The following is a 13,080-nucleotide window of genomic DNA, read 5'->3' on the forward strand; positions in this document are numbered from 1 at the left end:
GGATGAACAGGAATTTTTTGGGCGCAACCGTGGCCCTTCTTACGCTTGCCGGGTGCAGTTCGGTCGATCAAGTTCCGCTCGTCTATGTATCGACGACGAAGGTAGGCGTTAATGTCGAGAGCGGATCAGCCGAAACACCCGGGGCAAGCATCATGATAGGCGTCGATCTGACCGATGCTGCCTATGTCCCAGTTGCGGTAACACGCAACTGTTCCGGCGACACTGTGGAGATGATGAAGCTGTGCGCCGATAATCTCAAGGAAATCACGGTCATCCGAGGGGAAAGCAAGGCCCTCACCGAGAATGACAAATCGCGGATTAAGCAACTGGCCAACGATGCCAACGCGCTCAGCGAGAAGATGGTCGGTACTGCCGGAAACTATTCGACAGCCTTGTCAAACCTCGCCGAGGCGCAGTCGAGCGTTCGTGCGGCTGAGTCCGCGAAGGCGCAGGTTGACCTGTTGACCGCCAAGAAAGAGGCTTTGCCGGAAGGAACGGAATTTATCGAAAGCGCGCAGCTTGACGAAGCGACGCGCACCTTCAGTGATCTGGAAAACCGGAAAAAGACACTCGCCGCAGCTGGCGATGCTGTCGATGCGGCGCGCCAAGCGCTCGATAAGGACAAGCAGGATTTGAGGAAGCTCACAAATGAGTTTCTCAACCTGATTCCCCGGGAAAGCGGTTCCTCGTTGGGGCAGAGCGATGCTCTTTCGGTGTTCGGAACCTTTACCGGCGACATCAATGGCAAAACGGGACAGGAAACAGGGTCCAGCGTCCGACTTGGTAAGAGCTTTTCGACTGGCGTTGCCGCGCAGCATCTCGCGCAAGGTGTTGCCGATCGTGAGAGAGTGGTTGCCGAAAAACGCTCGGATTGCGTGAAGGCGGTGACGGACGGCTTCGCGGCCCTCCCCAACACTGCACGGACCTTGGATACATACCAGAAGCTGCTGTCGCGCTGCGACGGCTAATATCTGGCGACAGCAAACAGCCTGTCCCGATTTGCACCCCCTCCCGCACGCGGGAGGGGGCTTTCACGCGATCAATACACCCGTGCCTTGGGCTCGATGTACTTGATGTCGTCGGTCAGCGTATATTCGTGCACCGGACGGTAATCGATCCGGATGTTGCTGCCGCGACCGCCCCAGCCGTCGAACCAGGCGATGGTGTGCTTCATCCATTCCTTGTCGTTGCGATCGGGGAAGTCCTCGTGCGCGTGGGCGCCGCGGCTTTCCTTGCGGTTTGCCGCCGATGCCATCGTCACATTGGCCTGCGCCATGAGGTTGTCGAGCTCCAGCGTTTCGATCAGGTCGCTGTTCCAGATCAGCGACTTGTCGGTGACGTGGATGTCCTCCATCCGCTTGTTCTGCTCGGCGAGCTTCGCCACGCCTTCGTCCATTAGTTTCTGATCGCGGAACACGGCGCAGTGCTTTTGCATTGCCTTCTGCATTTCCGCACGGATCTGCGCGGTGGGCGATCCGCCCTCGGCATAGCGGAAGTGATCCAGACGGGTCAGCGCGAAATCGGCGCTGTCCGCGGGAAGCTCCGGCTGCTTGGCATTGGGCTTCAGATTGTCGCGCAGGTGGTGGCCGGTCGCACGGCCGAACACCACGAGATCGATCAGCGAGTTCGAGCCGAGGCGGTTCGCCCCGTGCACCGAAACGCAGGCCGCCTCGCCCACGGCGTAAAGGCCGGGAATGACCTGATCCGGATTGCCGTCCGGCCCCAGCGTCACGACCTGCCCGTGATAGTTACACGGGATGCCGCCCATGTTGTAATGCACCGTCGGGGTGACGGGCAGTGGCTGGCGGGTCAGATCGACGCCGGCGAAGATCTTGCCGCTTTCGGTGATGCCCGGCAGGCGCTGGGCCAGCACGTTCGGGTCGATATGGTCGAGGTGGAGGTAGATGTGATCCCCCTCCGGCCCGACGCCGCGCCCTTCGCGCATTTCGAGCGCCATCGAGCGCGAAACGACGTCGCGCGAGGCGAGATCCTTCGCGGAAGGCGCGTAACGCTCCATGAAGCGTTCGCCTTCGGAGTTGGTGAGGTAACCGCCCTCCCCGCGCGCGCCTTCGGTGATCAGCACGCCCGCGCCGTAGATGCCGGTCGGGTGGAACTGCACGAATTCCATGTCCTGCAGCGGCAGCCCTGCACGCAGCACCATCCCGCCGCCGTCGCCGGTGCAGGTGTGGGCTGAGGTGGCGGTGTAGTAGCAGCGCCCGTAGCCGCCGGTCGCCAGAACCACGCTCTGCGCGCGGAAGCGGTGGATCGTGCCGTCATCAAGGCACATCGCCATCACGCCGACGCAGACCTTCTGGCCGTCACGCTCCGACATGATCAGATCGAGCGCGAAATACTCGATGAAGAAGTCGGCGTCATACTTCAGGCTCTGCTGGTAGAGCGCGTGGAGCATGGCGTGGCCGGTGCGGTCGGCGGCGGCGCAGGTGCGCTGCACCGGCGGGCCGGCGCCCATGTTCTGCATGTGCCCGCCGAACGGGCGCTGATAGATCGTGCCGTCGGCATTGCGGCTGAAGGGCACGCCCGCGTGTTCGAGCTCGTAAACCGCCGCCGGGGCTTCGCGCGCGAGATATTCGATCGCGTCCTGATCGCCCAGCCAGTCAGACCCCTTGACGGTGTCATACATGTGCCAGGTCCAGTGGTCGGGCGAGTTGTTGCCGAGCGATGCGGCGATGCCGCCCTGCGCTGCGACAGTGTGCGAGCGGGTCGGGAACACCTTGGAGATATTGGCGGTGCGCAGGCCGGCCTCGGCCGCGCCCATCGTCGCGCGCAGGCCGGAACCACCCGCGCCCACAACGACGACGTCATAGGTATGATCGATGATCTTGTAAGCGCCCTTCAGGTGCGGTGCACCGCCGGTTTCGCTTGCTGCTGCGGTAGCCATCAGGCCTGACCTCCGAATGCGAGCGCGGCAACGCTGAAAATGGCAAAGGCGCCGCCGCCGATAGTTGCGAGATTGAGCGCTGCAAGGGCAGCGAATTTGGTGCCGGCTTCGTGGACATAATCCTCGATCAGCACCTGCAGCCCGAGCCGGGCGTGCCAGAACAGGCTGATGACCAGCAGGATCATCGCCGTCGCCGAGACCGGCTGCGAAAGCCACTTGGTGACGCTGGCATAGCCGAAATCGCCGAGCATGATGAAGCTGACCAGCAGCCAGCTCATCAGCACCACATTGCCGATCGCGGTGAAACGCTGCACCAGCCAGTGATGCGGGCCTTCATGCGCCGCGCCCAGACCGCGCACGCGTCCGATGGAAGTTCCGTTACCCATGGTCTTTCCTCCTCAGCGCAGCAGGAGCAGGGCCCAGAAGCCCGCGGTGAGCAGAATCGCGATGATCGGCGCAGCGATCGACCACATGCGGTTGGTGTCGAGTTCGTAACCCGCGCCGATATCCAGCACAAAGTGGCGAAGCCCGCTCATCAGGTGGGTGAAGAACGCCCAAGACAGCCCGACCAGCACCACCATGCCGGGAATCGAGCCCATGATCGCCTGGAAGCTGGCATAGGCCGCCGGCCCGCTGGCAAGCGCGCCCAGCCACCACACCAGCACGGCGAGGCCGACCAGCGCCATGCCGTCGCCGGTTGCGCGGTGGAGGATCGAAATCAGCATGTGCGGCCCCCAGCGCCACACCTGCAAATGGGGAGAAAGCGGTCTTTGGTTCATGGTGATCCCGTCTGGTCCCTGTTATGTGCCTCCCACTTAGCGCCACTGTCGGCTGAGGCAAGCCGCCAGCGGTGGACACAGCTTGCAAAGTTTCGGATAGGCGATTGCATGGGACACATTCTGGTTACCGGATCGAGCCGCGGAATCGGCAAGGCGGCGCTCGACGCGCTGGCGGCACGCGGGGCGCAAGTCATCGGTCACGCCTCGCGCCCGCAGGCGGCGGCAGAAGACGGCGTACCGATCATCGCTGCCGATTTCGGCGATCCGCTCAGCGTGCAATCGCTGTGGGAACAGGCGCTCGACATCGCGGGCGGGGAAATCGACGCGGTTGTGAACAATGCCGGGCGGTTCGAGGCGAACCGGCTCGATCGTTCGGACATCGAATGGCTCGATGCGTGGGAGGACACCGTCAGGGTCAACCTCACCAGCGCGGCGCAATTATCGCGCTTTGCCGTGCTTCACTGGCAGGAACGCGCCTTTGCCGGACGCCTTGTTCATGTCGCCAGCCGCGCCGCCTATCGCGGGGATTCGCCCGCGCACTGGCATTACGCCGCCGCCAAAGGCGGGATGGTGGCAATGCACAAGACCATCGCGCGCGCTTACGCCAAGGAAGGCATCCTCAGCTTCGCGGTTACCCCCGGCTTTACCGATACCAGCATGGCCGGCGATTACCTCGCCAGCCGCGGCGGGCCGGGTTTGCTGGCCGACATTCCGCTGGGCCGCGTGGCGACCCCGGAAGAAATCGCCAGCATCATCACCTATTGCGCGCTCGACGCGCCGCCGAGCATGACGGGTGCGGTGATCGACGCGAACGGGGCCAGCTTTGTCCGGTAACACCACCTGGAAGCTCTCCGCCTTCGCCCCCAAGCCTGTCGTGCAGGCCGCCCTTATCGCGCATGACGAGGTGGACGACTGGGACTATGATCTGGTCATCGCCGGGCGCGAGGTGGCCGAAGACAGGCCCGATGATTGGGTGCTCGAAGGCTGGTTTCCCCGCAAACCGGGCAAGGCCGAAAAGGCGGCGCTTGCGGGGCTGTTTGCCGGCAAGGCCCCGCCGATCACCGTCGAACAACTGCCCGACGAGGACTGGGTAACGCTGAGCCAGCAGGGGGTCGAGCCGATCCGTGCGGGGCGCTTCCATGTCCACACGCCCGAATATCCGGCCGATCCGCAAGCCATCGACTTCATTATTCCCGCCTCTCAGGCCTTCGGCACCGGCCAGCACCGCACCACAGCAGGGTGCCTCGAAATGCTGGGCCATATGAAGGATAGCGGGATGATCGCCCGCAATATTGCGGATATCGGCACCGGCACCGGCCTGCTCGGTTTCGCCGCGCTCCGCCTGTGGCCGCGCGCGCTGTGCACGCTTACCGATATCGATCCTGTCTGCGTGCCCGTGGTCGAGGAAAACGCCGCCACCAACGGCATCGCGCTTGGCTCGGGTGCGGGCGAGGCGATCATGGTGGTGGCCGACGGAATGGACGATCCGCTGATCCGCGTGCGCGGACCTTACGACTTGCTGATCGCCAATATCCTCGCCGGCCCGCTGGTGGAACTCGCGCCCGATTTCGCCAGGGCCGTCAGCCCCGGCGGCAGCCTGCTGCTCGCAGGATTGCTTGCCGGAGAGCAGGAAGCCGCCGTCAAGCGCGCAATGAAGCTGGCGGGCTTCCGCATGGCCGCAAGGCTCCAGCGCGGCGACTGGGCGATCCTTTGGCTGCGGCGGCGAAGGGCTAGGTAAGCCCCGCCCGCCAGCGCTCCAGCCACAGCCGTTCGGCGCGCGGCGGACCCAGCGCGAGCGCGGCATCCAGCGCCGCCGCCGCCTCCCCTGTCCGACCCGTCTTCGCAAGCAGATCGGCGCGCGCAACGTGCCACGGGCGCGCCAGCGCGAGCCGCTCGGCCGGGAGCTCTCCCACAGCGGCCAGCCCCGCCGCCGCGCCTTCAACCTGCGCCAGCGCCAGCGCACGGGAGAGCGACACCATCGGCGAGGGCCTGAGCGCCAGCAGTACATCATAGAGCCGCACCACCGCGCCCCAGTCCACCGCCCCGTCGAAGGCGCGGCGCGCATGGGTCAGCTGGATCGCCGCCATCACCTGATAGGGCCCTGAGCGACCCGCCTGCGCCGCCCTTTCCATCAGCACGCGCGCCTCCGTGATCCGTGCGAAGTCCCACAGGGCGCAATCCTGCTGCGAAAGCGGCACCATCGCACCCGTATCATCAAGCCTCGCCGCCTGCCGCGATCGTGCGAGCAGCACCAGCGCGGCAAGGCCCAGCGCCTCGGGCTCCTCATGAACGAGTTCGGCGACCAGCAGCGCCAGCCGTTCGACTTCGCCGCCAAGGTCTTCACCCAGATCCGCCGACAACTCCCCGCCGGCATCGGCATAGGCGGCGGTGAAGGCCAGTTCGAGCGCCAGCAGCACTGCCGCCAGCCGCGCAGGCCAGTCGCGTCGCGGGGGCAGTTCGAAGGCGATCCCCGCCTCGCGCACCTTGGCCTTGGCGCGGGTGATACGCTGGAACATGGTCTGTTCGCTCACCACGAACAGCCGCGCGATGGCGCTCACCGGCAGGCCGCAGATCACCTTGAGCGCGAGCGCGATGCGCGCCTCTGGAGCGATCGCAGGATGGCAGCAGATGAACAGCAGTCGCAGCCGTTCGTCGGGGATCGGTTCGGGCAGCGTGAGGATGTCGGCCATGTCTGTCACCTGCGCCAGCGCATCTGCGGTGCGTGCCTCGGCCGCGGCCTTGCGGACGCCATCGAGCGCGCGGCGCCGGGCGACCACGAACAGCCAGGCGGCGAGATCGCGCGGAGCTTCGGCCAGCGCGAGTGCACGCTCGGCGGCTCCGGCAAAGGCCTCTTCCGCTGCATCCAGATCGCGCAATTGTGCGGCAAGCGCGGCCACCACCCGGGGCCGCGCCGCCATGATTGCCGCTCCGGGCACTGTGCCTTGCGCGGCGTTCAGCCTTCGGCCCCCATCGGCCACACCGGACGCACCTCTATCCCGCCCTTGGGCACCGGAATGCGGCGCGCCCACTCGAGCGCCTCGTCAAGACTGGCGACGTCGATGATGTAGAACCCGCCCAGTTCCTCGTGGGTCTCGGCAAAGGGGCCGTCATGGAGCGTGGTGGTGCCATTGTCGAAGCGGAGCGTGGTAGCGGTGGCGGCGGGCTTCAGCCGCTCGCCCGAAAATGGCACCCCGGCGGCGACCAGATCCTCGGCCAGTTTCATGTGCCCGGCCAGAACCTGCTCCATCAGCGCCGCACCCTCGGGGCCGGCATATACGCTTTCGTCCTCGTTGATCATCAACATGAATTGCATCGCACGTCTCCGTTATCGGCCCGGCCACAATGGCGAGGCTCTGACAGGGAGACGGGCTTGCCAAGCGGGATTCGACAGAGGGCGCGAAAATTATTTGGCGAGAGCGTCCTCAAGCAGCGCCAGCGCGTTGCGGGTGAAGGCGGCCATATTGGCGATGCGATCATTCGAACCGGTTTCGATGAGGCGGGTGAATTCGCCCTCCGCCCCGGCCAGCGCCGCCACGCTGCGCCCCGCAGGCGCACCACTGGGATGGGTCGAACCGCCCACCGATCCGCTTTCGGCAAGGCCCCATTCGGCGCCGAAATTATCCCGGATCGCGCGGGCTTGCAGCAGCGCGTAATCGTCGCTCGCCCCGCGCATGCCCTTGTAGGCTTCGCGCGGCAGGGCAAACAGCACGTCGCGCGCGCGGAATGAATAGACGACGCCCCCGCCGACGAAGAAATCGAGCGCGCCGGGCACGGTCAGCAGGCTGGCGGCAATCAAACCGCCCGTCGCCCCGTCCGCCACAGCGACTTTCTCGCCACGCGCGCGCAGCAGGCCTGCGATACGCAGGGCCTGGGGGTGCAATTCGTGCAGCAGATCGCTCATGGTGCACTCACCTCCACCACGATGTCGCCAAGCTGGTTCGAGCCGTGGCGCACGCGGTCACCCGCTTTCAGGAAATGCCCGCCTGCCAGCTCGTTGGCGATAAAGCGCCGCTTGACGCTGTCGACCAATCCGGTGCCGGACAGAGGGCCACCGCCCAGCAGATAGGCCGCAATCCCCTCGATCATGTCGGCGCGCGTGGGCGGCGTGAAGATCACACCCTCCGATGTGCCCGACATCAGCGTCATGTCGGTCGTAATCCTGCCCTGCGGCGCGAGCCGGTGGAAGCTGCCCTGATAAAGAAAGCGTGGCTTGTCCATGTCGCCCAGCGCCTTGGCAGCGAGTTGGCGGAAATCCATCACCATCTCGCCCCCGCGCGCATCCTGTCGTGGATCATCATTGACCTCTGTCGTCATCCGCGCACGCTCGACAAACCGCTTCCAGTCGCGCGGCACCACGATGAACGGGCCGGAAGGGTAATGGCCGAGGCCGCTCTTGGCGTCGGAAAAGCCGAAGCCGGAATCGAGATTATCGGGATCGGCCAGTTCCACCAGCGCGTTGCGGTTGGTGAAATCGCCGCACAGGAACACGCCTTTCACCGCCGCGTCGAAATCGGCAAGGCTGGCAATGTCGCGATCGAAGCGCATGCAGAGCTCAACCTCGTAATCAAGCAGGATGCCGGGATGCGCGGTGATGGTGGTGCGTGCGGGCGTGGCGGTGCCGAACTTGGGAAACTGGAACACTGATCCGCTGTTCGCTTCGGCAGCATGTTCGGGGAAGTTGGTGCCGGTGCCGATATGGACGGCGCCGCCCGGGGCCGAAGGGAGCAGCACATCATAGGCGAGCGTCATGCGCGGGCTATCGGGCAAGGCGGCGGGCAAGCGCGGCAGCGAGCCAAGATCGCGCAGCGGATTGCCGGTTTGCGCAGCGCCCAGCACCGCAAGCGGGACGCCGGTAACCGAATTGCCGTCGAAGCCGCTGACCAGCAGTGTTGCCTGCTTTCCGTCCGCATCGCGATAAAGCGCCAGCGTCAGCGCCTCGGCCAGTGGCGCGAGTTGCGGATCAAGCGCTGCCTGTTCGAAGGTCGCGGGATTGCCTTTCGGGTCAGGCGCGGTTGCCCAGGCGGCGGCGAGGCCGATCACGGCCACCAGCATCAACACCGCGAACCCCTTTGCCAGCCTGCGCATTGCCCTACCCCGCTTCGGCAACGATTTGCGCCCAGCCGGCCTCGTCGATCACCTCGATCCCAAGATCGGCGGCCTTCTTGAGCTTCGAGCCCGCACCAGGCCCGGCCACCACCAGATCCGTCTTCGCGCTGACGCTGCCGGCCGCCTTGGCACCCAGCCGTTCGGCCTGCGCCTTGGCCTCGTCGCGGCTCATGGTTTCGAGCTTGCCGGTGAAGACAACGGTCTTGCCCGCAACCCTGCTGGCAACGGTCTGCACCTCATAGCGCGGCGGGGTGACTTCATTGAGCAGGTCTTCCCACACCGCGACATTGTGCGGCTCGTGGAAGAAATCGCCCAGCGCCTCGACCACCGAGGGGCCGATCCCGTCGATGGCGGTGAGTTCCGCCACGGCATCCGCATCGCCTTCCCGCGCACGTTCGGCGATCACGCGAAGCACGGGCAATTCGTGGAAGTTCTTCATCAGATCGCGCGCGGTCACCTCGCCGACATGGCGGATGCCGAGCGCGAATAGCAGCCGCGCCGCGTCGGGCGCGCGCTTGGCCTCGATCGCGGCGAGCAGGTTGTCGACCGACTTTTCCTGCCAGCCTTCAAGCGCGAGAATATCGGCGCGGCGCTTGCGCAGGCGGAAGATGTCCGCCGGACTTTCGAGCCAGCCCAATGCGAAAAACTGCGCGATGGTCTTCTCGCCCAGTCCTTCGATATCGAGCGCCTTGCGGGAGACGAAATGTTCGAGCCGCTGGGTGCGCTGCGCGGGGCAGATGAGGCCACCCTGACAGCGCACATCGACTTCGCCATCTTCCGCCACCGCCTCGCTGCCGCATTCGGGGCAGTGATCGGGGAACGGGAAGGCGGGGCGATCTTCCTCACGCGTCAGGTTCTCGACCACCTGCGGGATCACGTCGCCCGCGCGCTGGATCACCACGCGGTCGCCGACGCGCAGGCCCAGCCGCGCGATCTCGTCGCGGTTGTGGAGCGTGACGTTGGTCACTGTCACCCCGCCGACCAGCACCGGCGCGAGGCGGCCCACCGGGGTCAGCTTGCCGGTCCGGCCCACCTGTATGTCGATCGCCTCAACCGTGGTTTCGGCGCGTTCGGCCGGGAACTTGTGCGCCAGCGCCCAGCGCGGTGCCTTGGCGACGAAGCCCAGCCGTTCCTGCCAGTCGAGCCGGTCAAGCTTGTAGACGACGCCGTCGATATCATAGGGCAGATCGGGCCGCGCCTTGCCGATCGCATCGAACCGCGCGACCAGTTCCTCCGTACCGCCGACGACGCGCGCGAATAGCGGCGAGACCGGAAAGCCCCAGCTTCTGATCGCCTCGACCACCTCGGTCTGGGTGGTGCCGGGCAGCTGCGACACCGCGCCCCAGCCATGCGCCCAGAAGCGCAATTGGCGCTTCGCGGTGACGCTCGCATCCTTCTGGCGCAGGCTTCCGGCAGCGGCGTTACGCGGGTTGGCAAACAGCTTTCCGCCCGCTTCCTGCTGCGCAGCATTGAGCGCGGTAAAGGCCTGTTTTTCCATATAGACCTCCCCGCGCACCTCGAACACCTCGGGCACGCCGGCAGGCAGGGTTTGCGGTATGTCGGGAATGAAGGCGACATTCGCCGTCACATCCTCGCCCACCTGCCCGTCGCCGCGCGTCGCAGCGCGCACCAGCTTGCCGTTTTCATAGCGCAAGGAGCACGACAATCCGTCGATCTTGTCCTCGGTGGTCACCGCCAGCGGCTCGCCTTCGGGCAGGTTGAGGAAGCGCCGCATCCGCGCCAGCCACTCGCCCACTTCCGCAGGGCTGAAGGCATTGTCGAGGCTCATCATGCGAACCTCGTGCGTCACCTTGCCCAATGGCGAGGCGGCAATTGCGTGGCCGATCTTGCGCGATGGGCTATCCTCGCGGATCAGGTGCGGAAAAGCAGCCTCCAGCTCGGCATTGCGGCGCACCAGCGCATCATATTCCGCATCGGAAATCTCGGGCGAATCCTCGGCGTGATACAGCCGGTCATGCTTCGCAATCGCCTTGGCCAGCCGCATCAATTCGTTGGCGGCATCGGCTTCGGAAAGGGTCGTCACGTCATTCATATGCTCAGTTTTCGCCCTTCAGCACCGCCAGCATCGCAGGCTCGTTTGCCGCATAGACCGGATTGCCGGGCGTGATGATGGCAAAGTGGCTCGCCCCTGCGTTCTCGCGCACGGCCACCTTCGTCCCGCCTGCGGCAATCGCCGCCTGTGTCGCCGCCGCGGGCGCAGGCAGCTTCGCCTGCACGAACAGCAGCTCGGCGAGCTGCGGTGCGACCGTCGAAGGCGAAATTGCCTTGTAGCGTTCGGGAAAGCGCATCGGCTCGCCGCCCATGAAGGGATCGACCGCAGAGAACTGGCACAGCGCATCGAAGGCAGGCCGTTCCGCCCCGACATCGCCCGGCCCATCGAGCACGATTGCCGCGCGCACCATTAGCGGATCGCGCGCGCCCACCGGCCCGTCCGCACCCTGCCGGCTCGCCAGCCATTGCGCCGGGAGCGCGCCCGCCGAATGGCCGACCAGCGTCACCGCCGCGCGGTCAACCGGATAGCGCGCCGCCACCTTGTCGATCAGCCGCGCCGAGGCCGCCCAGTCAGTAAAGGAGCCGGGCCACCCGCCCCCATCGCCAACCTCGCGGTAATCGACATTGAGCGTGGCGATGCCGAGCGCCTGCCAGCGGGTTGCAAGCGGGGCCATATAGGCCTGCGAGGCGATACCGGTCTTCCAGCACCCGCCGTGATAGATCACCGCCAGCGGGAACGGGCCCTTTCCATCCGGAAGCCGCAGTTCGGCAAAGCCGCGCGGATGATTGGCATAGCGCAGCACCGCGTCCGGAGCGGAGGCAGCAAGATCCGCGTCGGTGCCGTAGGTCGCGTTGTTCGGTTGCACGGGCGCGGACTCCTCGGGTGCGGGCGTAGCAGGGGTACATGCAGCGGCAAGCAGCAGAAGCGGGAGCAGACCCCTTTCCACACGTGCGATTTGGCTAATTTGCATGGGCCAAGCTATGCATGAAGCGGGGGTCTGGCAAAAGAGCCCTGTCATCGGGTCGCGGTTCGCCAAGGGGGAAAACCGATGATCGATCGCATTCTCAAAGCCGTTGTCACGGCCAGCGTGGCGCTGATGGCGCTGCTTTACGTCGCGCACAACATCGCCAATCTGCCGCAGGCCTTCGACTTCTTCGTCTATACGACCAGCCATGCCGACCAGACGGCCTATCCGCTCACCCTGCTGCCGGTGCCGCCGCAATTCCTGATCGTGGTCGCCATGATCCTGGTGTTCACGCTTGAACTGGTGGCAGGCCTCGGCGGGTTGTGGGGAGCGTGGACGCTGTGGTCGCTGCGCAAGGCGGACGTGCGGGAATTCGAGGCCGGCAAGGCATGGGCGAAGATCGCCATGGGCGCGGCAGTACTAAACTGGTGGGGGCTGTTCCAAGGCGTGGCAGTGGCGGGATACCAGCTCTGGCAGATGCCGCTAGGCCAAGGGCCCAATCAGGGCTCGTGGGTGTTCGGCGGCATGGCAATGATGACGCTGATCTACCTCACCCTGCGCGAGGCGGACGCCTAGGCGCCTTCGACCAACACCTGCGTTGGCGGCTCGGGCAGGCAAGACCCCGGAGCGCCTTTTTTCGAATAGCGGGCACCCGGAAAGCGGCCAAACCACAGGGTTGCAATGTATATCTTGTGAAAAATCCAAAAATATGACCATAATAGCGCGGGGTTGCATCACGACTCGTGAATCAGTGCAAATATTGCTTGTATTTGCACAGTGGAGGAGATGCATATTTATGAAAAGCCAAACATTTTTCGCAGCAATTGCTGCTTCGGTTATATTTGCTGCACCTGCGAATGCGCAGAATTTTACTTATGATGTCGTCTGGAAACCCGTTGAATCCATTGGCGGAATGACGGGGGCGGACGGAAGTCGCGGCGGCGGCGCGGGTGTCGTCAACGGGGCCTACACCACCACATACGAAGACGGATCGGTGCAAAAGGGCACCGTGCGCTGCGTCGGCATGCAACAGCCCGACAACGGCCTGTTCGACATCCATATGAGCTGCACCACCAAAGACACCACCGGAACCGCGTCGGTGATCTGGGGATGCAACTATCTGGGCGAACCCGGGCCGGAAACGCCGCTCGGCTGTGTCGGCGGCATTCAGGGCACGTCAGGCGAAGCGAAGGGGCGTAACGGCCTGATGACCATGGAATGGTATTCCGATACCGCCTCGCGCGGGACGGGCCAGTGGTACCGCGGCCAGTAACCCTGCGAATAATCGTACCGGCCGCAAGCTGAAGAGCTTGCGGCC

General features: G+C 65.2%; 14 protein-coding genes. 5 read left to right on the forward strand and 9 right to left on the reverse strand.

The annotated features are described in order from the left end of the window. The first annotated feature begins 2 nt into the window (after window positions 1–2). Window positions 3–968: a hypothetical protein gene (locus tag OIK40_RS02380; protein WP_273675864.1), complete on the forward strand. Its 966-nt coding sequence runs from the start codon at window positions 3–5 to the stop codon at window positions 966–968. 71 nt (window positions 969–1,039) lie between these two features. Here OIK40_RS02380 and sdhA read toward each other — a convergent pair whose 3' ends face one another. The 3 genes from sdhA to sdhC are packed head-to-tail and all read right to left on the reverse strand — an operon-like array spanning window position 1,040 to window position 3,678. Next, window positions 1,040–2,899, reverse strand: a complete 1,860-nt coding sequence (sdhA, locus tag OIK40_RS02385) for a succinate dehydrogenase flavoprotein subunit (protein ID WP_273675866.1) — start codon at window positions 2,897–2,899, stop codon at window positions 1,040–1,042. Further along, complete coding sequence (sdhD, locus tag OIK40_RS02390; RefSeq protein WP_273675868.1) at window positions 2,899–3,285, reverse strand: succinate dehydrogenase, hydrophobic membrane anchor protein; 387 nt, start codon at window positions 3,283–3,285, stop codon at window positions 2,899–2,901. Before sdhD ends, sdhA begins: the two co-directional genes overlap by 1 nt. 12 nt (window positions 3,286–3,297) lie before the next feature. Further along, window positions 3,298–3,678: a succinate dehydrogenase, cytochrome b556 subunit gene (sdhC, locus tag OIK40_RS02395; RefSeq protein ID WP_273675870.1), complete on the reverse strand. Its 381-nt coding sequence runs from the start codon at window positions 3,676–3,678 to the stop codon at window positions 3,298–3,300. A 108-nt stretch (window positions 3,679–3,786) separates the two neighbouring features. Here sdhC and OIK40_RS02400 point away from each other — a divergent pair, with 108 nt between their 5' ends. Together OIK40_RS02400 and OIK40_RS02405 are read left to right on the forward strand one after the other, a co-directional pair. After that, window positions 3,787–4,512 carry an SDR family NAD(P)-dependent oxidoreductase gene (locus OIK40_RS02400; protein WP_273675872.1) on the forward strand — a complete coding sequence of 242 codons (726 nt, stop codon included), beginning with the start codon at window positions 3,787–3,789 and terminating at the stop codon, window positions 4,510–4,512. After that, on the forward strand, window positions 4,502–5,416 hold the full coding sequence (locus OIK40_RS02405; RefSeq protein WP_273675874.1) for a 50S ribosomal protein L11 methyltransferase: 915 nt from the start codon (window positions 4,502–4,504) through the stop codon (window positions 5,414–5,416). Before OIK40_RS02400 ends, OIK40_RS02405 begins: the two co-directional genes overlap by 11 nt. Here the strand turns inward: OIK40_RS02405 and OIK40_RS02410 are convergent. From OIK40_RS02410 to OIK40_RS02435, 6 genes are all read right to left on the reverse strand, one after another. Continuing rightward, the gene (locus OIK40_RS02410) at window positions 5,409–6,596 is read right to left on the reverse strand and encodes an RNA polymerase sigma factor (protein WP_273675876.1); all 1,188 of its coding nucleotides are present in this window, start codon (window positions 6,594–6,596) and stop codon (window positions 5,409–5,411) included. The genes OIK40_RS02405 and OIK40_RS02410 overlap by 8 nt on opposite strands. Before the next feature lie 35 nt (window positions 6,597–6,631). After that, a complete protein-coding gene (locus OIK40_RS02415; RefSeq protein WP_273675879.1) occupies window positions 6,632–6,991 on the reverse strand; it encodes a YciI family protein in 360 nt (119 codons plus the stop codon). Between the two features lie 90 nt (window positions 6,992–7,081). Then, window positions 7,082–7,579, reverse strand: a complete 498-nt coding sequence (locus OIK40_RS02420; protein ID WP_273675881.1) for a CinA family protein — start codon at window positions 7,577–7,579, stop codon at window positions 7,082–7,084. After that, window positions 7,576–8,763: a fumarylacetoacetate hydrolase family protein gene (locus tag OIK40_RS02425; protein WP_273675882.1), complete on the reverse strand. Its 1,188-nt coding sequence runs from the start codon at window positions 8,761–8,763 to the stop codon at window positions 7,576–7,578. The genes OIK40_RS02420 and OIK40_RS02425 overlap by 4 nt, the downstream gene beginning before the upstream one ends. A 4-nt stretch (window positions 8,764–8,767) precedes the next feature. After that, window positions 8,768–10,837, reverse strand: coding sequence for an NAD-dependent DNA ligase LigA (gene ligA, locus OIK40_RS02430; protein ID WP_273675883.1), 2,070 nt, complete (start codon window positions 10,835–10,837; stop codon window positions 8,768–8,770). Between the two features lie 4 nt (window positions 10,838–10,841). Then, the gene (locus tag OIK40_RS02435; protein ID WP_273675886.1) at window positions 10,842–11,663 is read right to left on the reverse strand and encodes an alpha/beta hydrolase family protein; all 822 of its coding nucleotides are present in this window, start codon (window positions 11,661–11,663) and stop codon (window positions 10,842–10,844) included. Between the two features lie 183 nt (window positions 11,664–11,846). Between OIK40_RS02435 and OIK40_RS02440 the strand changes: the two genes are divergently transcribed. Both OIK40_RS02440 and OIK40_RS02445 read left to right on the forward strand, forming a co-directional pair. After that, entirely contained in the window at window positions 11,847–12,338 is a 492-nt protein-coding gene (locus OIK40_RS02440) for a DUF2165 family protein (RefSeq protein ID WP_273675888.1), read from the forward strand. Window positions 12,339–12,558: 220 nt separating this feature from the next. Further along, on the forward strand, window positions 12,559–13,035 hold the full coding sequence (locus OIK40_RS02445) for a hypothetical protein (RefSeq protein WP_273675890.1): 477 nt from the start codon (window positions 12,559–12,561) through the stop codon (window positions 13,033–13,035). Window positions 13,036–13,080: the final 45 nt, after the last annotated feature.

This window comes from Erythrobacter fulvus (assembly GCF_028595285.1).
Lineage (GTDB): Bacteria > Pseudomonadota > Alphaproteobacteria > Sphingomonadales > Sphingomonadaceae > Erythrobacter > Erythrobacter fulvus.

What these genes read in the sequence shown, in the direction of transcription:
- OIK40_RS02425 (WP_273675882.1), bottom strand. Translation starts at nt 8,763, where the DNA reads ATGCGCAGGCTGGCAAAGGGGTTCGCGGTGTTGATGCTGGTGGCCGTG.
- OIK40_RS02410 (WP_273675876.1), bottom strand. Translation starts at nt 6,596, where the DNA reads ATGGCGGCGCGGCCCCGGGTGGTGGCCGCGCTTGCCGCACAATTGCGC.
- sdhC (WP_273675870.1), bottom strand. Translation starts at nt 3,678, where the DNA reads ATGAACCAAAGACCGCTTTCTCCCCATTTGCAGGTGTGGCGCTGGGGG.
- OIK40_RS02420 (WP_273675881.1), bottom strand. Translation starts at nt 7,579, where the DNA reads ATGAGCGATCTGCTGCACGAATTGCACCCCCAGGCCCTGCGTATCGCA.
- OIK40_RS02380 (WP_273675864.1), top strand. Translation starts at nt 3, where the DNA reads ATGAACAGGAATTTTTTGGGCGCAACCGTGGCCCTTCTTACGCTTGCC.
- sdhA (WP_273675866.1), bottom strand. Translation starts at nt 2,899, where the DNA reads ATGGCTACCGCAGCAGCAAGCGAAACCGGCGGTGCACCGCACCTGAAG.
- sdhD (WP_273675868.1), bottom strand. Translation starts at nt 3,285, where the DNA reads ATGGGTAACGGAACTTCCATCGGACGCGTGCGCGGTCTGGGCGCGGCG.
- OIK40_RS02440 (WP_273675888.1), top strand. Translation starts at nt 11,847, where the DNA reads ATGATCGATCGCATTCTCAAAGCCGTTGTCACGGCCAGCGTGGCGCTG.
- ligA (WP_273675883.1), bottom strand. Translation starts at nt 10,837, where the DNA reads ATGAATGACGTGACGACCCTTTCCGAAGCCGATGCCGCCAACGAATTG.
- OIK40_RS02445 (WP_273675890.1), top strand. Translation starts at nt 12,559, where the DNA reads ATGAAAAGCCAAACATTTTTCGCAGCAATTGCTGCTTCGGTTATATTT.
- OIK40_RS02400 (WP_273675872.1), top strand. Translation starts at nt 3,787, where the DNA reads ATGGGACACATTCTGGTTACCGGATCGAGCCGCGGAATCGGCAAGGCG.
- OIK40_RS02415 (WP_273675879.1), bottom strand. Translation starts at nt 6,991, where the DNA reads ATGCAATTCATGTTGATGATCAACGAGGACGAAAGCGTATATGCCGGC.